The organism is Parafrankia elaeagni (genome assembly GCF_000374165.1).
GTDB classification, from domain to species: domain Bacteria; phylum Actinomycetota; class Actinomycetes; order Frankiales; family Frankiaceae; genus Parafrankia; species Parafrankia elaeagni.
In genome coordinates, this window is sequence record NZ_KB893750.1 from 41,620 (window position 1) to 55,326 (window position 13,707).

Genomic DNA, 13,707 nt, shown 5'->3' on the forward strand with positions numbered 1-13,707 from the left:
GCTCGGCTCACACTCGTGTCAGCCGTCCTGCTCGGGCTGCTGGCGATGCACGCCGGCCTGGCCGCGCCGGCGCACACGCGCGCTTCGCCGCCCTGCGTCGAGAAAACCGATCGCGACCTTCACCCCCACTGGTCCCACTCGCACGAGCCCGGGGCCGAACACCACGGCCACCAGGGCGCGCTCTGCTCGGCGGTGTTCCGTGACGACCCCGAACCGGTTTCCCCGGGCGGCGAACAGCATGGCCTGGCGGCCACCTCCGTCTCCTTCGGAGCCTCCGCCTTCACCAGGGCGCGGGGAGACCCACCGCGGACGCCGCCGCCTCGGCACGTGACCGACCTGTCTGTCCATTGCGTGTGGCGGCTGTGAGCGGATCGGCGCCGGACGTCGCGCACGCCTGTCGGCGCGCTCGACGGCTCCGGCCTCAGCTCCGTTGGCAACCCGACACCGAGGACGACTCGTGCGAAGAAGACACCACCCTGGACTCGCCGCCGTAGCACTGGCCCTGACGGCCACGCTCACGGCGTGTGGGGGCGACGGCACCCCGACGGCGCCTTCGTCCGCGACGGCGGGAAGCAGCAGCGGCGTCGACGACGCCGTCAACGCCGACGACTACAACAACGCGGACGTGATGTTCGCCCAGATGATGATCCCGCACCACCAGCAGGCTGTGGAGATGGCGGAGCTGGCACCCGGCCGTGCTGCCGACCCGGCGGTGCTCACGCTGGCCCAGCAGATCGGGACCGCGCAGGCACCGGAGATCGAGACGATGACCGGCTGGCTTGCGACGTGGGGTCGACCCACCGCCATGCCCGGCGCCGGGGGTCACGGCGGCGGCCACAGCACCGACGGCATGGGAATGATGTCGGAGGACGACATGACCGCTCTCCGGAGAGCGTCCGGTCAGGACTTCGACCGCATGTTCCTGGAGATGATGATCCGGCACCACGGGGGTGCGATCGCGATGGCACGCACCGAACAGCGGGACGGGCGGTTCCCCGACGCCGTCGCCCTGGCAGGGGCGATCGAGTCCACCCAGGCCGCAGAAGTCGAAACCATGAAGGGTCTGCTCGGTACCGGATAGCCGATGCAGGGCCCTGGGGCGCCGGCGTACGGCCCGCGCCCCAGGGCCCCTCGGGTCCCAGGTGCGACACTCGGCACGACGAGAACGAGATGTCCGTCGCGGGGAGGGCCCTGGCGACGGGGCGGCTGACGACCGGAAGGGCGGAACGGTGGAACGGCTGGGAGACCTCGAAAGTGAGGTCATGGACCAGTTGTGGGCGGCCCGCGGCCCGGTCTCCGTGCGCGGCGTGCGAGACGCCCTGCAGTCCACGAGGCCGCTCGCCTACACCACCGTCATGACCGTCATGGACCGGCTCTTCCACAAGGGGTGGCTCGTCCGGGATCGTGTCGGCCGTTCCTACCAGTACCGCCCCGCGCTCAGCAGGGGCGAGTACACCGCCAGAATGATGCGCGACGTGCTGTCCATGACCGACGACAGAGGGCTGGCGCTGCTGCACTTCGTCGACACCATGGCCCCCGCCGAATACGAGGCACTCCAGGAAGCCCTGCGCTGGCACCGAAGCCGTCCTCCCCGGGCGGCCGAACCACCGTGCGTCGAGGACGGGACCTCGTGAGTCTCGCCCTCCTGGTCGCCTATGTCACCGCCGTCGGAGTCCTGTTCCCTCGCCGGCTCGCCCGGGCCGCCTGGACCTCGCACGCACCCCGCCTGGCCGCAGGCACCTGGCTCGTCACGGCTGTCTCCGTCCTGAGCGTCGCTTTGCTGGCCGCGGCGGTCCTCGTGACCCCGCTGCACACCCTCGGTGACGCCTTCGTGCTCCTCCTGCAGGGCTGCGGGTGGCCACCGCAACTGCGTGCGCCGTCCGGACCGGGCGAGTACGCCGGCCTGGCCATCATCAGCTGGATGGTGGGCAGGACCGTCCTCTCGGGCTTCGTGGTCTGCCGGGCAGCGCGGCGCGAACGCCGTCGACATCGCTGCGACCTCCACCTGCTGGGCGAGCCGGCCGGGACCGGCGTGGTCGTCCTCGACCATCCGCAGCCGAGCGCGTTCTGCGTTCCCGGTGACGGCGGGCACATCGTGCTGACGCGCGGGGCCCTGGATGTCCTCTCACCCGCGGAACTGGCAGCCGTCCTCGCCCACGAACGAGCCCACCTGAGCGGCCGTCACCACGTCATCGTCCTTCTCCCCGCCATCCTCGCCACCGCGTTCCCGCGCCTGCCGCTCTTCACCCTCGCGCTGAGCGAGGTCCGTCGGCTCGTGGAGCTCGCAGCCGACGACAGGGCGCTGCGCCGCGCCACTCCGGTCACCCTCGCGCAGGCCGTCCTCCGCCTTGCCGCACCCGCCTCGGCCCAGCACCCGGCTACGGGCACGTTCCACGCGGCCGGCACCGCAACCACCGAACGAGTGCTCCGCCTCGTCACTCCACGGCCCCGCCGCGCACGGCTCGCCATGCTCTCCAGGCTGTTGGTCGCGGTCTCGCTCGCGGCCACACCACTGGCGGCCGTCGTCCTGCCGGCCGTTACCGACCTCGCCTCCCACTGCACTGAGGTGACCACTTCACGTCATCCTGCCGAGATCGACCGCGGATAGACGACGTCGAGGCTGCCGCGCGTCAGCTGAGTTCGGTGGGCAGAGGGAGACGGGCGAGGCCGCGGTCCGCGAGGGAGCCGAAGGTGACGTGGCCGTCGTGGGGCAGGGCGGAGCTGACCGCCCAGAAGCGGCCGGTGGTGTCGTGGAAGCTGAACACCGGTTCGCCTTCGGGGCTGAGGACCTGGGCGAAGCCGTACTGCCCGCGCAGGCCCTCCCCCTCGCCCGGGGGCAGCGCGGCGATCTGCCGGCGCAGGTCGGCGCTGGTGGCCAGCGCGTCGACGGCGTCCGAGCGAAGGTCGCTGCCGCCGACCCACACCCGGCCCCGGTCGTCGATGACGATGTTGTCGGGGCCGTTGACGAGCGACGGCCCGAACTGTTCCGTCGTGCCTTCTCGCCCGTCGTCGAGCCACACCCGGGTGAGACGGAAGCGGAACGACTCGGCGACGAGGACATGGCTCTCGTCGGCGGCGACGTCCACCCCGTTCGCGAAGTACAGGCCGTCGGCCACGACGTCGGTGACGCCGGTCGCCGGCTCGTAGCGCAACAGCCGGCCGCTGGGCCGACCGTCGAGAAAGTCGTTCGGGAACCCGGGGAGGTAGACGGTGCTGGCCTCGGTGAAGTAGATCGTTCCGTCATCGGCGATCGTGACCTCGTCGGCGAAGAAGATCAGGTTGCCGTCGATCCGGTCGGTGAGGACCCAGGAGTCCCCGGTGGTGACGTTCACCGCCATGATGCCCTGTTCGACGACGGCGGCGATCAGGACGTCTCGCGAGTAGGCGGCGAGGCCGAGCGCCCGGCCGTCCAGGGCGGCGACGCGTTCGATGGTCCCGATGCCGCCGCCGGCGTCCTGGGTGAGGCGCCAGATGCCGCCGTCGGCGGTGGCGGTGTAGAGATGGCCGTCGAGGCCGACGGCGACGTCCTCGGCGCCCTCGAGTTCCTCCTCGCCGACGATCTGCGCGTTCTCGATCAGCTGGTTCGCCGCCAGTGGTCCGTCCAACGCGGGTCGGGGTGGGAGGTCCGTCCACACCACGGGCTCGAAGCCGGGTGGCAGCACCTCGACGTGACGGTCCACCGCCGGGCCCGACGGTTCCCGGCGGGGAAGCTCGGGCCGCCCGTCGGGCCCGACGGCGTCCGAAGCGGTGGAGGCGCCGGTGGCTGGGCCGCTCGCGGCGGAAGCGGCGGAAGCGCTGTCGGAGTCACCGCCGGAGCAGGCGGCAGCGGCGAGCAGGCCCGTGACGAGCAGGGCGGCCGCGAGGGGGCGGTGGAGGTTTCTCATGGTCGAGAGCAGAACAGCCCGGCCTCAGCCGGCGCTCCGCGCAACCTCAGGCCTCCCTCAGGACGCGTGGACGAGCCGCCTTCGTCCTGAGCCCGTCCTGAGGTCGGGATGTTTGACTGTCCGGTATGCGGCCCCGACTGCTCCTGGTCGACGACGACGACGCCATCCGCGACATGGTCGGGACGGCGCTGCGGTACGCGGGCTTCGAGACGACCGTCGCGGTGGACGGCCGCGATGCGCTGGCCAGGCTCGCGGAGATGACACCCGATCTGATCGTCCTCGACGTGCTGATGCCGGGGCTGGACGGCCTCGAGGTGTGCCGGCGTCTGCGCGGGCGGGGTGAGACGACGCCGATCATCTTCCTCACGGCACGGGCCTCGAGCCGCGACGTCCTCGAGGGGTTCGGGCGGGGCGGGGACGACTACGTGACCAAGCCGTTCGTCCTCGACGAGCTGGTGGCGCGCATCCGCGCGGTGCTGCACCGGGCCGGGTCGTCGACGTCCGGGACGTCGCTGACCTGCGCCGACCTGGTGCTGCACGAGGAGCGCCACGAGGTGCGCCGCGCCGGGCAGCGGATCGAGCTGTCGCCCACCGAGTTCAGCCTGCTGCGCTACCTGATGACCAACCAGGGCCGGGTGCTGTCCAAGCACCAGATTCTGGACCGGGTGTGGAACCAGGATCTCGACGGTGACGGACACGTCGTGGAGACGTACATCAGCACGCTGCGCCGCCGTCTGGACGTGGGCGGCGACGGGCCGCTGATCCACACGATCCGAGGCGTGGGCTACACGCTCCGGCCCGCCGGGGAGTGATCCCTTGCACCTGCGCACGAAGCTGACCCTGGGCATCCTGACAGTGACGTTCGTGGTCTTCCTGGTGGTCGGGTCCGTCGCCATCCCCACTGCCAAGCATGCGCTGCGCGACCGCATCGACGACCGGTTGCGTGCCGACCTGCCGGAGATCCGGACGTCGGTCCTCGCCACGGGCGGGTCCGTGCCAGGCGGATCCGTGCCCGGCGGGTCCGTGGACAGCGGATTACCGGGCGGCGGATTACCGGGTGGCGGCGCCGGGCCGGACGAGCGCGGCTACGCGCTGGTGGTGATCGAGGGCATGACGGCGACCGTGCTGGCCACTCCGGGGACGTCCGCCCCGCCGGACCTGCGGGGGATCACCGCCCCTGCCCGCAGCGGCGAGATCGAGTACGTGACGGCGCCCGACGGCACGACCTACCGCTACACCACCACCGACCTCGGCGACGGGCGCCTGCTGGCTGTGGCCGCCCCCGTCGACGACCTCGCCGGTCTCGTCGACGATCTCATCGGCACCTTCATCGTCATCGGTACCGGTGGCGCGGCGGCGCTGGCGGTCCTGGCGTGGCTGTGGATCCGGCACGGCACCCGTCAGATCGAGCACCTGACCCGGCGGGCGGAGGCAGTCGCCAACGGTGATCCCGACCGCAGCCTCGTCGTGGCCGCCACGACCACCGAGCTCCGCCAGCTCAGCCACGCCCTCGACGCCATGGTCACCGGCATCGACCAGTCGCTGGTGGCACAGACGCGGTCGGAGGTCCGGCTTCGGGAGTTCATCGCCAACGCATCCCACGAGCTGCGCACTCCGCTCACGAGCGTGAGCGGCTATCTGCAGCTCGACCTCGATGGTGCCTTCGCCGACGGCGAGCACCACCAGCGCTCGATGCGACGCGCTCTGGCCGAGGCCAGCCGGATGCGGCGCATCGTCACCGACCTCCAGCTGCTCACCGAACTCGACGAGCACCCCCTGCCCACGGCCGTCGAAGTGGACGTCAACCCGCTGCTGCGCGAGGCCGTGCACGACATGCGCACGCTGGATCCGACGCGGACCTGGACCCTGGACCTGTCGGCGCAACCGCTCGTCGTGGCCGGTGACGCCCACCAGCTCCGCCAGGTCGTGACCAATCTGCTGGTCAACGTGCGCGTCCACACGCCACCCGCCACCGTCACCACCGCGCGGGCGAGCCCGAGGGACGGCTCCATCGTCATCGAGGTTTCCGACGACGGGCCCGGGCTTCCCACCGACGACCTCGAACGGGTCTTCGACCGGTTCTGGCGCCACGACCCGTCCCGATCGCGCGCCTCGGGTGGCAGCGGGCTCGGCCTTTCCATCGTCGCCGCTGTCGTCTCGGCGCATGGCGGCGCTGCCGAAGCGGTCCATGCCCCCGCCGGCGGGCTCACCGTCCGGATCGTGCTTCCCGCGCCCGGCGCCCCAGCCAGACGACCATGATCGGACCAAGGGGGTGGGCGGCCGGGGGAGCGGCGGGCGGTCAGGGACCCTGATGAGCGGTCAGGGACTTCAGACGAGGCGGATCTGCGAGACGAGGCGGATCTGCGCCCTGAGTGGTGCCGCGCTCAGTCGGGTGCGACGCGAGCGGGGACCGACGTCGGCCGCGCGGCGAGGGGCGGCGCCGGCGGCCATGGCGGCCCGCTCGTCCACGATGCTCTTGTTGATCAGGGTGAGCAGGCGGTCGCGGTCGACATCGCCGAAATCCCGTAGCAGGCTGGCCAGCAGAGTCATGTGATGCCCTCGTTGTCCTGTCTTCGTGCCACGAAAACAGGATCCGCAGCTGCTGCTTTACCTACCCGCTCAACCGTGTCCCACACCCGTGCGACCTGATCCGCCGTTTCCTGCCGGGGAACGGGTCGAAATCCTCCTCCGACAGATTCGAGCTTCGAGGTGGATCGTGCGTCTCATCGGCGTGGATGGACTCGTTCCGGAGGTGTTCGAGAATCCTCGGCTCGTCAACGCGGAGTGCGGCTGCTCCGTGGTGAGGCGATCCCGTTTTGCGCTGACGTTATCGCCGAGGTGCCACGCGGCGACGAATAATACGGCGACGACCGTCTCCGCACGCCTGCCGCGGCCCTCGCGGTGGGTCGCCCGTCGCTCGTCGCCGGCCACCGGCCGCCGCGCCCGCAGTCGGTCTCCTTTCCGGGCGGCATCGCAATCCGCGTGGCCGGCCTGCCACGCGAACCCGGTCAGCGCTGACTGGCCGGGGCGTTTCCCGGAAACTTTCCCACGCCGCCGCTCGTTGCTGTCTCGTGTGGAGCGATCCGCCGATTGGATATATCTCGGGTTCGCGATGGGGGTGCCGAGAAGTATTGTGTTTCTTATTTCGCGGAGGCGGTCCGGAAGCTCCTGGGCTGATGCGCCGGTTACGGGTCGGGGCGGTGGCGGTGGTGTACCCTGCGTGATGGCAGGGGTGGGTGTGCTACCGACAAAACTCCGGAACAGCTGATAAAAGGTCTGGCCAGTCCCCTCCACGGGCCTGCCTGTGATGAAGGAGATTGGTGCTGGGTACCAGAGCTCTCCTCGGCGCTGTAGCGGCTTCGATGGCAAGCCCACTGAGACCGGATGACTACTGGGCGACGGTGAATCCGCTGTGGTCACGGCGCCGGTTGTCCGGGCGCGTCGAGGCGGTTTCGCCGGAGACGCCCGACACCTCGACGGTCGTTGTCCGGCCCGGTCTGGGCTGGCGGGGAGGCCTGGCCGGCCAGCACATCGAGGTAGGCGTGGGAATCGACGGGGTGTGGCATCGGCGGCCGTTCTCGCTGTCGTCTCCGCCGCGCCGCCCCGACGGTCTCATCACCATCACGGTGAAAGCCAGGCCGGGTGGCCTGGTGTCCAGGAACATCGTGCACGCGCTTGCGCCGGGCCGGACCATTCGTATCGGCCATCCGGCGGGCAGGTTCGTGTTGCCGGAAAAGCTGCCGCCCCGTCTTCTTTTCGTGACCGCCGGTAGTGGAATCACTCCGGTGATGGCGATGCTGCGCGAACTGGCCGAAAGCCGGCGGATGCCCGATGTCCTCCTCGCGCATTCCGCGCGGGACGCCTCGGAGGTCATCTTCGGCGAGGAGCTCCGGCGGCTGGCTGTCCGCTTCCCCAGCCTGCGGCTGCACGAGCACCACACCTGCCCCGGCGGCCGGCGTGAGCCTCGGCTGACGATGGCAGCCCTGGCCGCGGTCTGTACCGACCTCCCGGAGCGGATGGCCTGGGTCTGTGGGCCTCCCGGTCTGGTCGACGACGCTGAGGCGTACTGGCGGGCGGGTGGCATCGCCGACCGCCTGCTGACGGAACGCTTTCATCCGGCTGTGCGGCCTGGCTCCGTATCGGGTGGCCCGACGAGACAGGACAGCGGAGAAGAGCAGGTCAGCCCGGACGGGCCGGTCAGGCAGGCCGGGCAGGCCGGGCGGGCCGGGCGGGCCGGGCGGGCCGGGAGCGGCCGGCGGAAGGGACAGGGCGGAGACGGCGGGCGGGTGCGTTTCGTCAGGAGCGGCCGCGAGATCACCGTGACAGCGGGCACCACACTGCTCGCGGCGGGCGAGGAGGCGGGCGTCGCCCTGCCGAGCGGCTGCCGGATGGGTATCTGCTACAGCTGTCTGGTGCCCCTAGCCGGCGGCCGGGTCCGTGACCTGCGCACCGGCGAGGAACACGGAGCTCCGGGCGATCTCATCCAGACCTGCGTGTCCGCTGCCGGCGGCGACGTCGATATCGATCTGTGAGGAACAGGCTGATGCCAGCACCGACCCATCTCAGCGCCGGTGACATCGAGGAGCTCGGCCGGGAGCTCGACCGCATCCGGGCGGAGGTCCTCGCGAGTCGAGGGGAGAGCGATGCCCGGTACATCCGGCGGGTGATCGCGCTCCAGCGAGGACTCGAGGTCGGTGGGCGGGCGGTGATGTTCGCCGCCGCGCTGCCGCCGGCGTGGCTGGCCGGCACGGCGATGCTCTCGCTCGCCAAGATTCTCGAGAACATGGAGATCGGTCACAACGTCCTGCACGGGCAGTGGGACTGGATGCGTGATCCCGACATCCACTCGACCACCTGGGAATGGGATTCCGCGGCTCCCGCGAGTCAGTGGAAGTACTCGCACAACTTCGTGCACCACACCTACACGAACGTGCTCGGCCGAGACCGTGACCTCGGGTACAGCATCCTTCGGGTGACTCCCGAGCAGCCGTGGAACCCGGTCTACCTGGCGCAGCCGCTCTATAATCTGGGGCTCGCGTTCACCTTCGAGTGGGGAATCGCGCTCTTTGATGTGGAGATCGATAAGGCCTTTCGCGGTGAGAAGGCGTGGAGCGACACTCTGGGTCAGCTCGGTGAAGCGGCCAGGAAGGCCGGCCGGCAGGGCCTGAAGGACTACGTCGTGTTTCCGCTTCTCGCTGGCCCGGCGTTTCTCCCTGTTCTGTTGGGAAATCTCGCCGCGAACATCACCAGAAACATATGGGCACACGCCATTATTTTCTGTGGCCATTTCCCCGACGGGACCTCCACGTTCACCGAGGAGGATATCGAGGGCGAGAGTCGGGGTGAATGGTATCTCCGGCAGCTGCTTGGCTCGGCGAACATCAGCGGCCCGGGGGTGCTTCACCTCCTCAGCGGCAACCTCAGCCATCAGATCGAGCACCACCTCTTTCCTGACCTGCCCAGCAACCGTTACGCGCAGATCGCCCCGCGGGTCCGCGCCCTCTGCGAGCGGTTCGAACTCCCGTACACGACGGGCTCGCTGCCTCGGCAGACCGCCCGGGTCTGGAAGCGCATCTGCCGGCTGGCTCTTCCCGGGTCAGGCCGGCGGATGACAGCTGAGACCTCGCCCGAGCGGGTGCTCACCGCCCGCGCTGCATGAGCCGCCGGCCGGTCCCTGCCCGGGCGCCGGTCCCTGCTCGGGCGCCGGTCCCTGCTCGGGCGGTGGACGACCCACCGGAGACGCCGGTCTGGCCAGGTGCGGACCCGTCTGCACGCCAAGGCCCGGTGGCACCAGGCTGGCCCTGCCCTGCGTGCGCCGCGTCTGCGAGCTGCCCGGCGGGCGCCTCGAGCTCACCAGCAGCCTCGACAGGGCCGAAACGGGCCCCCGCGCCCGAGTAGCCACCGGTTCGTCTGCGTCGCGTCGGCACCGCTTCAGCGCCGTCCCGTCACCCCTGTCGTGACCTGGGAGGTTGACGCCTGCGCACGGGGGCAACCCGAAGCCGGGAGCCGACTGCAGGGAGCCGACGGAGGAGCTCACGGAGGGGTTCACATGGACATCAGCGCACTGCGTTCTCTCTACACCTCGCCTGGCCGGTTCGTGACCGCCTACGCGAGTATCGACCCGGTGCTGGAGAACGCGGCGCACCAGTACGACCTGCGGTGGCGCGATCTGGCCACGGAGCTGGAACGGCGAGGCGCCGGGCGCGAGGTCTGCGAGCTGTTTCTCGCCGAACGAGGAGACCCGCACCAGCGCGAGGGCGGCACCCGGGTGGTGGTCGTTTCCGGCGAGGGGAAGCAGGCGCACGTGCCGTTCGCGCACTGGCTGCCGGGACGGTCCGACGTCGACCTCGTCGACGTCGGCGCCCTGCCGCATCTGCTCCCCGTGCTGAACTGGATGGATTCGCGGCTGCCCCATGCGGTCGCCGTCGTGGACCGGCTCGGCGTCGACGTGCTCGGCTATGTGGACGGCCCGCTCCCGACCGCGGCGGTCTCCCAGGACACGACCCGGCCGCCGTGGCACAAGGCGCGCCAGGGCGGCTGGGCGCAGCGCCGCTTCGAAAGCCACGTCGAGGAACACTGGAAGCGCGGTGCGAAGGACGACGCGGAGCTGATCGCGAGAGCTACCCACGAGACGGCCGCCGAGGTCGTGATTCTCGCGGGCGATACGAAGGCACTCAGCCTGGTCCGCGAGGAGCTGCCCCGTGACGTGGCCGCGAGAGTGGTGGTCGTCCAGGGCAGCCGGGCTCGGGACGGCTCGGTCGACCACCTGGCGGATCGCGTCATGGGCGTTCTCGCGGCGGAGGTGGAACGGCGCCGGGCCGGACTCCTGGACGAGTTCCAGCAGTATCGCTCCCGGGCCAGGTCCCTCGTCGGCGCGCGAAGAGGTGCCGGCGCCGGCCGTGGTCCGGGCAACGGCGCCGGTGCTGATGCCGGTGTGGAACGCTCCGCCACGGGTGCCCCCGCGGAGGGTCGGCCGATGCTGGCTGCCGCCGACGGTCCCGCGGCGACGGCCTACGCCCTCAGCCTGAGCCAGGTGAGCCACCTCCTGCTGGCCGAGGACGGGGCGGGAGACGGTCCCGCCTGGGTCGGCGATGATGTCACCGAGATCGCCGTCGACCCGTCCGGGGCTGACGGTCTGCGGCACCCGGTACGTGCGTCGCGGGTGGATGCACTGGTCCGCGCGGCGCTGGGAACGGGCGCCACCGTCCACACCGTCGTGAGCGGCGCACCCGGGTCGCCGGGCGACGGGGTCGGCGCCCTCCTCCGGTACTCGGCCGCGCATCCGCCGACCCTGGACTGACGACGCCGACCCTGGACTGACGACGCCGGTTCCGGAGTGACGACGGTGGACGTTCACAGCTCGTTCGGGTGGGTACTCTCCGCCGCGGGGCGCGTCACGACCGCGGAGGATTCATGGGCCACGGGCGGCGAGCGCGGGTCCTCGCCGGCACGGTCGCGACGGCCCTGCTCACAGTGCTGGTGATCGCGGTCCTCGGCCGGCAGGGCGTCCCGTTCGCCGTGGATGACACGTTGCACCAGTGGGTGCTCGTCCAACGCGCCGCCGCCGGTACGGACGCGGCGGTCGCGTTGACGGTGACGGCCAGCGGGCCGCCCGCCTACCTCCTGGGCGTGCTGGCGGGGATGATGGCGGCACCTCGGGCCCGGTGGTGGGCCGCCGCGCTCGCGGTCGGCGCACTCGCCGCAGGGCAGCTGGTGCGCCTGGTACTGGCCCATGCGGTGGACCGGGCGCGCCCGCCTGAGCCGGACTGGGCCTGGCAGGCAGCCGGGCCGGCCCTCCCGTCCGGTCACACCACGACGTCCGCGCTGGTGGCGGCAGGCCTGGCCGCCGCGCTGCTGCGGCACGCCCGGCGGTGTCTGACCCGGATCCTGGCCGTGGTGACGCCGGTGCTCTGGGCCTGCGCGGTCGGCACCAGTCGGGTCTACCTCGGGATGCACTGGCCCAGCGACGTCGTCGCCGGCTGGCTGCTGAGCATCGTGATCATCTGTGTGGCGCTGCCGCTCCTCGGGAGGCTCCTGCCACGCGATCCCCACCCGTCATGATCACAGCAGTGGGCCCGGGTACTGGCCCTGGACCCGCTGCCGAAGGCCCCGCCGCCGAAGGCCTCCGGTGTGCCTGTCGCTTCGGTACCAGGGCCTCCGGGGCGGGTGCCGATTCAGTCGCTGGACTGCTTCATGAGATAGACGGCGGCCTGGGTGCGGCTGGCCAGCCCGAGCTTCTCCAGAATGCTGGACACGTAGTTCTTCACCGTCTTCTCCGACAGCCCCAACCGGGTGCCGATCTGCCGGTTGGTGAGTCCGTCCGCAATCAGTTGGAGAATTTCGCGCTCTCGCTGGTTCAGCGTGGCCATGGCCGGATCCTCGTTCGGCCCGTCCCGCAGCCGCTCCAGCACGCGGCGCGTCACTGACGGGGCGAGCAGCGACTGACCGGACGCCACCGTCCGGATCGCCCCCACCAGATCGTTGCCGCGGATCTCCTTCAGCACATACCCCGCCGCACCAGCCATGATCGCCGAGAACAGCGCCTCGTCGTCGTCGTAGGACGTCAGGATCAGGCAGACCACACCCGGCAGGTTCGACCGGATCTCCCGGCAGACGTCGATGCCGCTGCCATCGGGCAGCCGCCCGTCCAGCACCGCCACATGGGGCTGCAGGGCGGGAATGCGCCGCAGCGCCTCCGCCGCCAGCCCGGCCTCTCCGACGACCTCGATATCGTCATGCCGGGCGAGCGTCTGACGCAGACCATTCCGCACGATCTCATGGTCATCGAGAACGAACACCCGGATCTTCTCCACGACAGTGACGATACGGACTCCGGAACGCATCGACAATTCCACCGGCACTGCCTGGCGCCCGTCGGAAAGCTTTGTAACCCAGCTAACGCGCGAGCGAGCGGGAAGACGACGGGAGCGCCCACCCCGGCTTCCCCGCCCCGCCCCGCTCGGCCGGGCCCTGCCGCTGCTGCGTGGCCTGGTCGCCGACCCGCCCGCGGTGCGGACACCGTCCCCGAAGGGTCAGCCCGGGTGACGGGATGGGCCCCGGATGCCCGGGTGCCCTCAGCGGGCGGCGGCGCCGGGGCGAGTCGACTGCCGCCCGCGGCGGATCTCCGCGTCGGGACCGGGGTAGATGAAGCTCACGTGGCCGTTGTCGGACCAGCGCACGGCGAAGGGCGGGTAGCCGGCTGTGGAACGGACCTCGAAGATCTCTCCGGTCCGGTCCGGCTGCCCGGTGTTGTGGTGATGGACGACGAGCGTGTCACCGGGCCGCGCCCGCACCGCCCACCGCCGCACGGGCGGTTCGAGCCCGGCGCCGCCGGACCCGGCGCCGTGGCGCGCCCCCGCTGGCACGCTGTCGGCCACGATCGCGGGCGGGCTGGCCTCGTGGTGCGGCGCGCACGCCTCGTCGGCAAGCGGGTGGACGAGGTCCGCGATCGCGCGTTCACTGTGGATCAGCAGGTCGTCGACGGAGAGAAGTCCGACGACCTGGCGTCCCTCGACGACGGGGAGGCGGCGGAAGGCATGGTCGCGGAACAGCTCGTGGGCATGCTCGACGTCCACCCCGGCGGGGACCGTGATCACCTCGGTGGTCATCAGAGTGTCGATCCGGCCGTCGGTGGGGACAGCGCGGGCGACGCCCCGCAGCACGATGTCCCGGTCGGTGACGATCCCGACGAGACGGCCGTCGTCCATGACGAGGAGCGCGCCCACACCGCGGCGTTCCATCTCCTGAGCCGCGTGCTGGACGCTGGCGGCCCGGTCGACCGTGGCCGGCTCTTTGGTGATCATGTTGCGAATCTCCGTCATGC

General features: G+C 71.1%; 14 protein-coding genes. 9 read left to right on the plus strand and 5 right to left on the minus strand.

Annotation, left to right across the window (positions count from 1 at the left end; translation table 11 throughout):
- Window positions 1–18 precede the first annotated feature (18 nt).
- A complete protein-coding gene (locus B207_RS0123495) occupies window positions 19–240 on the minus strand; it encodes a hypothetical protein (RefSeq protein WP_018639050.1) in 222 nt (73 codons plus the stop codon).
- Window positions 241–457: 217 nt separating this feature from the next.
- Here B207_RS0123495 and B207_RS0123500 point away from each other — a divergent pair, with 217 nt between their 5' ends.
- The 3 genes from B207_RS0123500 to B207_RS35210 all read left to right on the plus strand — a co-directional run bounded on the left by B207_RS0123500 (window position 458) and on the right by B207_RS35210 (window position 2,608).
- Window positions 458–1,081: a DUF305 domain-containing protein gene (locus B207_RS0123500; RefSeq protein WP_018639051.1), complete on the plus strand. Its 624-nt coding sequence runs from the start codon at window positions 458–460 to the stop codon at window positions 1,079–1,081.
- A 148-nt stretch (window positions 1,082–1,229) separates the two neighbouring features.
- Window positions 1,230–1,634 carry a BlaI/MecI/CopY family transcriptional regulator gene (locus B207_RS0123505; RefSeq protein WP_018639052.1) on the plus strand — a complete coding sequence of 135 codons (405 nt, stop codon included), beginning with the start codon at window positions 1,230–1,232 and terminating at the stop codon, window positions 1,632–1,634.
- Window positions 1,631–2,608 carry a M56 family metallopeptidase gene (locus tag B207_RS35210; RefSeq protein ID WP_018639053.1) on the plus strand — a complete coding sequence of 326 codons (978 nt, stop codon included), beginning with the start codon at window positions 1,631–1,633 and terminating at the stop codon, window positions 2,606–2,608. The genes B207_RS0123505 and B207_RS35210 overlap by 4 nt, the downstream gene beginning before the upstream one ends.
- Before the next feature lie 22 nt (window positions 2,609–2,630).
- Here the strand turns inward: B207_RS35210 and B207_RS0123515 are convergent, their stop codons facing one another.
- The gene (locus B207_RS0123515; RefSeq protein WP_018639054.1) at window positions 2,631–3,884 is read right to left on the minus strand and encodes an SMP-30/gluconolactonase/LRE family protein; all 1,254 of its coding nucleotides are present in this window, start codon (window positions 3,882–3,884) and stop codon (window positions 2,631–2,633) included.
- A 125-nt stretch (window positions 3,885–4,009) separates the two neighbouring features.
- Here B207_RS0123515 and B207_RS0123520 point away from each other — a divergent pair, with 125 nt between their 5' ends.
- Together B207_RS0123520 and B207_RS37215 are read left to right on the plus strand one after the other, a co-directional pair.
- Window positions 4,010–4,696 carry a response regulator gene (locus tag B207_RS0123520; RefSeq protein WP_018639055.1) on the plus strand — a complete coding sequence of 229 codons (687 nt, stop codon included), beginning with the start codon at window positions 4,010–4,012 and terminating at the stop codon, window positions 4,694–4,696.
- A gap of 4 nt (window positions 4,697–4,700) precedes the next feature.
- Window positions 4,701–6,143 (plus strand): sensor histidine kinase, encoded by a 1,443-nt coding sequence (locus B207_RS37215; RefSeq protein ID WP_018639056.1) that lies wholly within the window; start codon window positions 4,701–4,703, stop codon window positions 6,141–6,143.
- Between the two features lie 69 nt (window positions 6,144–6,212).
- Here the strand turns inward: B207_RS37215 and B207_RS0123530 are convergent, their stop codons facing one another.
- The gene (locus B207_RS0123530) at window positions 6,213–6,434 is read right to left on the minus strand and encodes a hypothetical protein (protein WP_018639057.1); all 222 of its coding nucleotides are present in this window, start codon (window positions 6,432–6,434) and stop codon (window positions 6,213–6,215) included.
- Between the two features lie 812 nt (window positions 6,435–7,246).
- On the opposite strand from B207_RS0123530, the gene B207_RS35220 reads away from it, so the two are divergent.
- From B207_RS35220 to B207_RS0123550, 4 genes are all read left to right on the plus strand, one after another.
- Complete coding sequence (locus B207_RS35220) at window positions 7,247–8,416, plus strand: ferredoxin reductase (protein ID WP_154675577.1); 1,170 nt, start codon at window positions 7,247–7,249, stop codon at window positions 8,414–8,416.
- Window positions 8,417–8,427: 11 nt separating this feature from the next.
- Window positions 8,428–9,543, plus strand: coding sequence for a fatty acid desaturase family protein (locus tag B207_RS0123540; RefSeq protein ID WP_018639059.1), 1,116 nt, complete (start codon window positions 8,428–8,430; stop codon window positions 9,541–9,543).
- A gap of 390 nt (window positions 9,544–9,933) precedes the next feature.
- Window positions 9,934–11,184, plus strand: a complete 1,251-nt coding sequence (locus B207_RS0123545) for a baeRF2 domain-containing protein (RefSeq protein WP_018639060.1) — start codon at window positions 9,934–9,936, stop codon at window positions 11,182–11,184.
- Between the two features lie 113 nt (window positions 11,185–11,297).
- A complete protein-coding gene (locus B207_RS0123550; RefSeq protein ID WP_018639061.1) occupies window positions 11,298–11,945 on the plus strand; it encodes a phosphatase PAP2 family protein in 648 nt (215 codons plus the stop codon).
- A 113-nt stretch (window positions 11,946–12,058) separates the two neighbouring features.
- Here B207_RS0123550 and B207_RS0123555 read toward each other — a convergent pair whose 3' ends face one another.
- Entirely contained in the window at window positions 12,059–12,697 is a 639-nt protein-coding gene (locus B207_RS0123555) for a response regulator (RefSeq protein WP_407671460.1), read from the minus strand.
- Window positions 12,698–12,958: 261 nt separating this feature from the next.
- On the minus strand, window positions 12,959–13,705 hold the full coding sequence (locus tag B207_RS0123560; RefSeq protein ID WP_018639063.1) for a CBS domain-containing protein: 747 nt from the start codon (window positions 13,703–13,705) through the stop codon (window positions 12,959–12,961).
- Window positions 13,706–13,707: the final 2 nt, after the last annotated feature.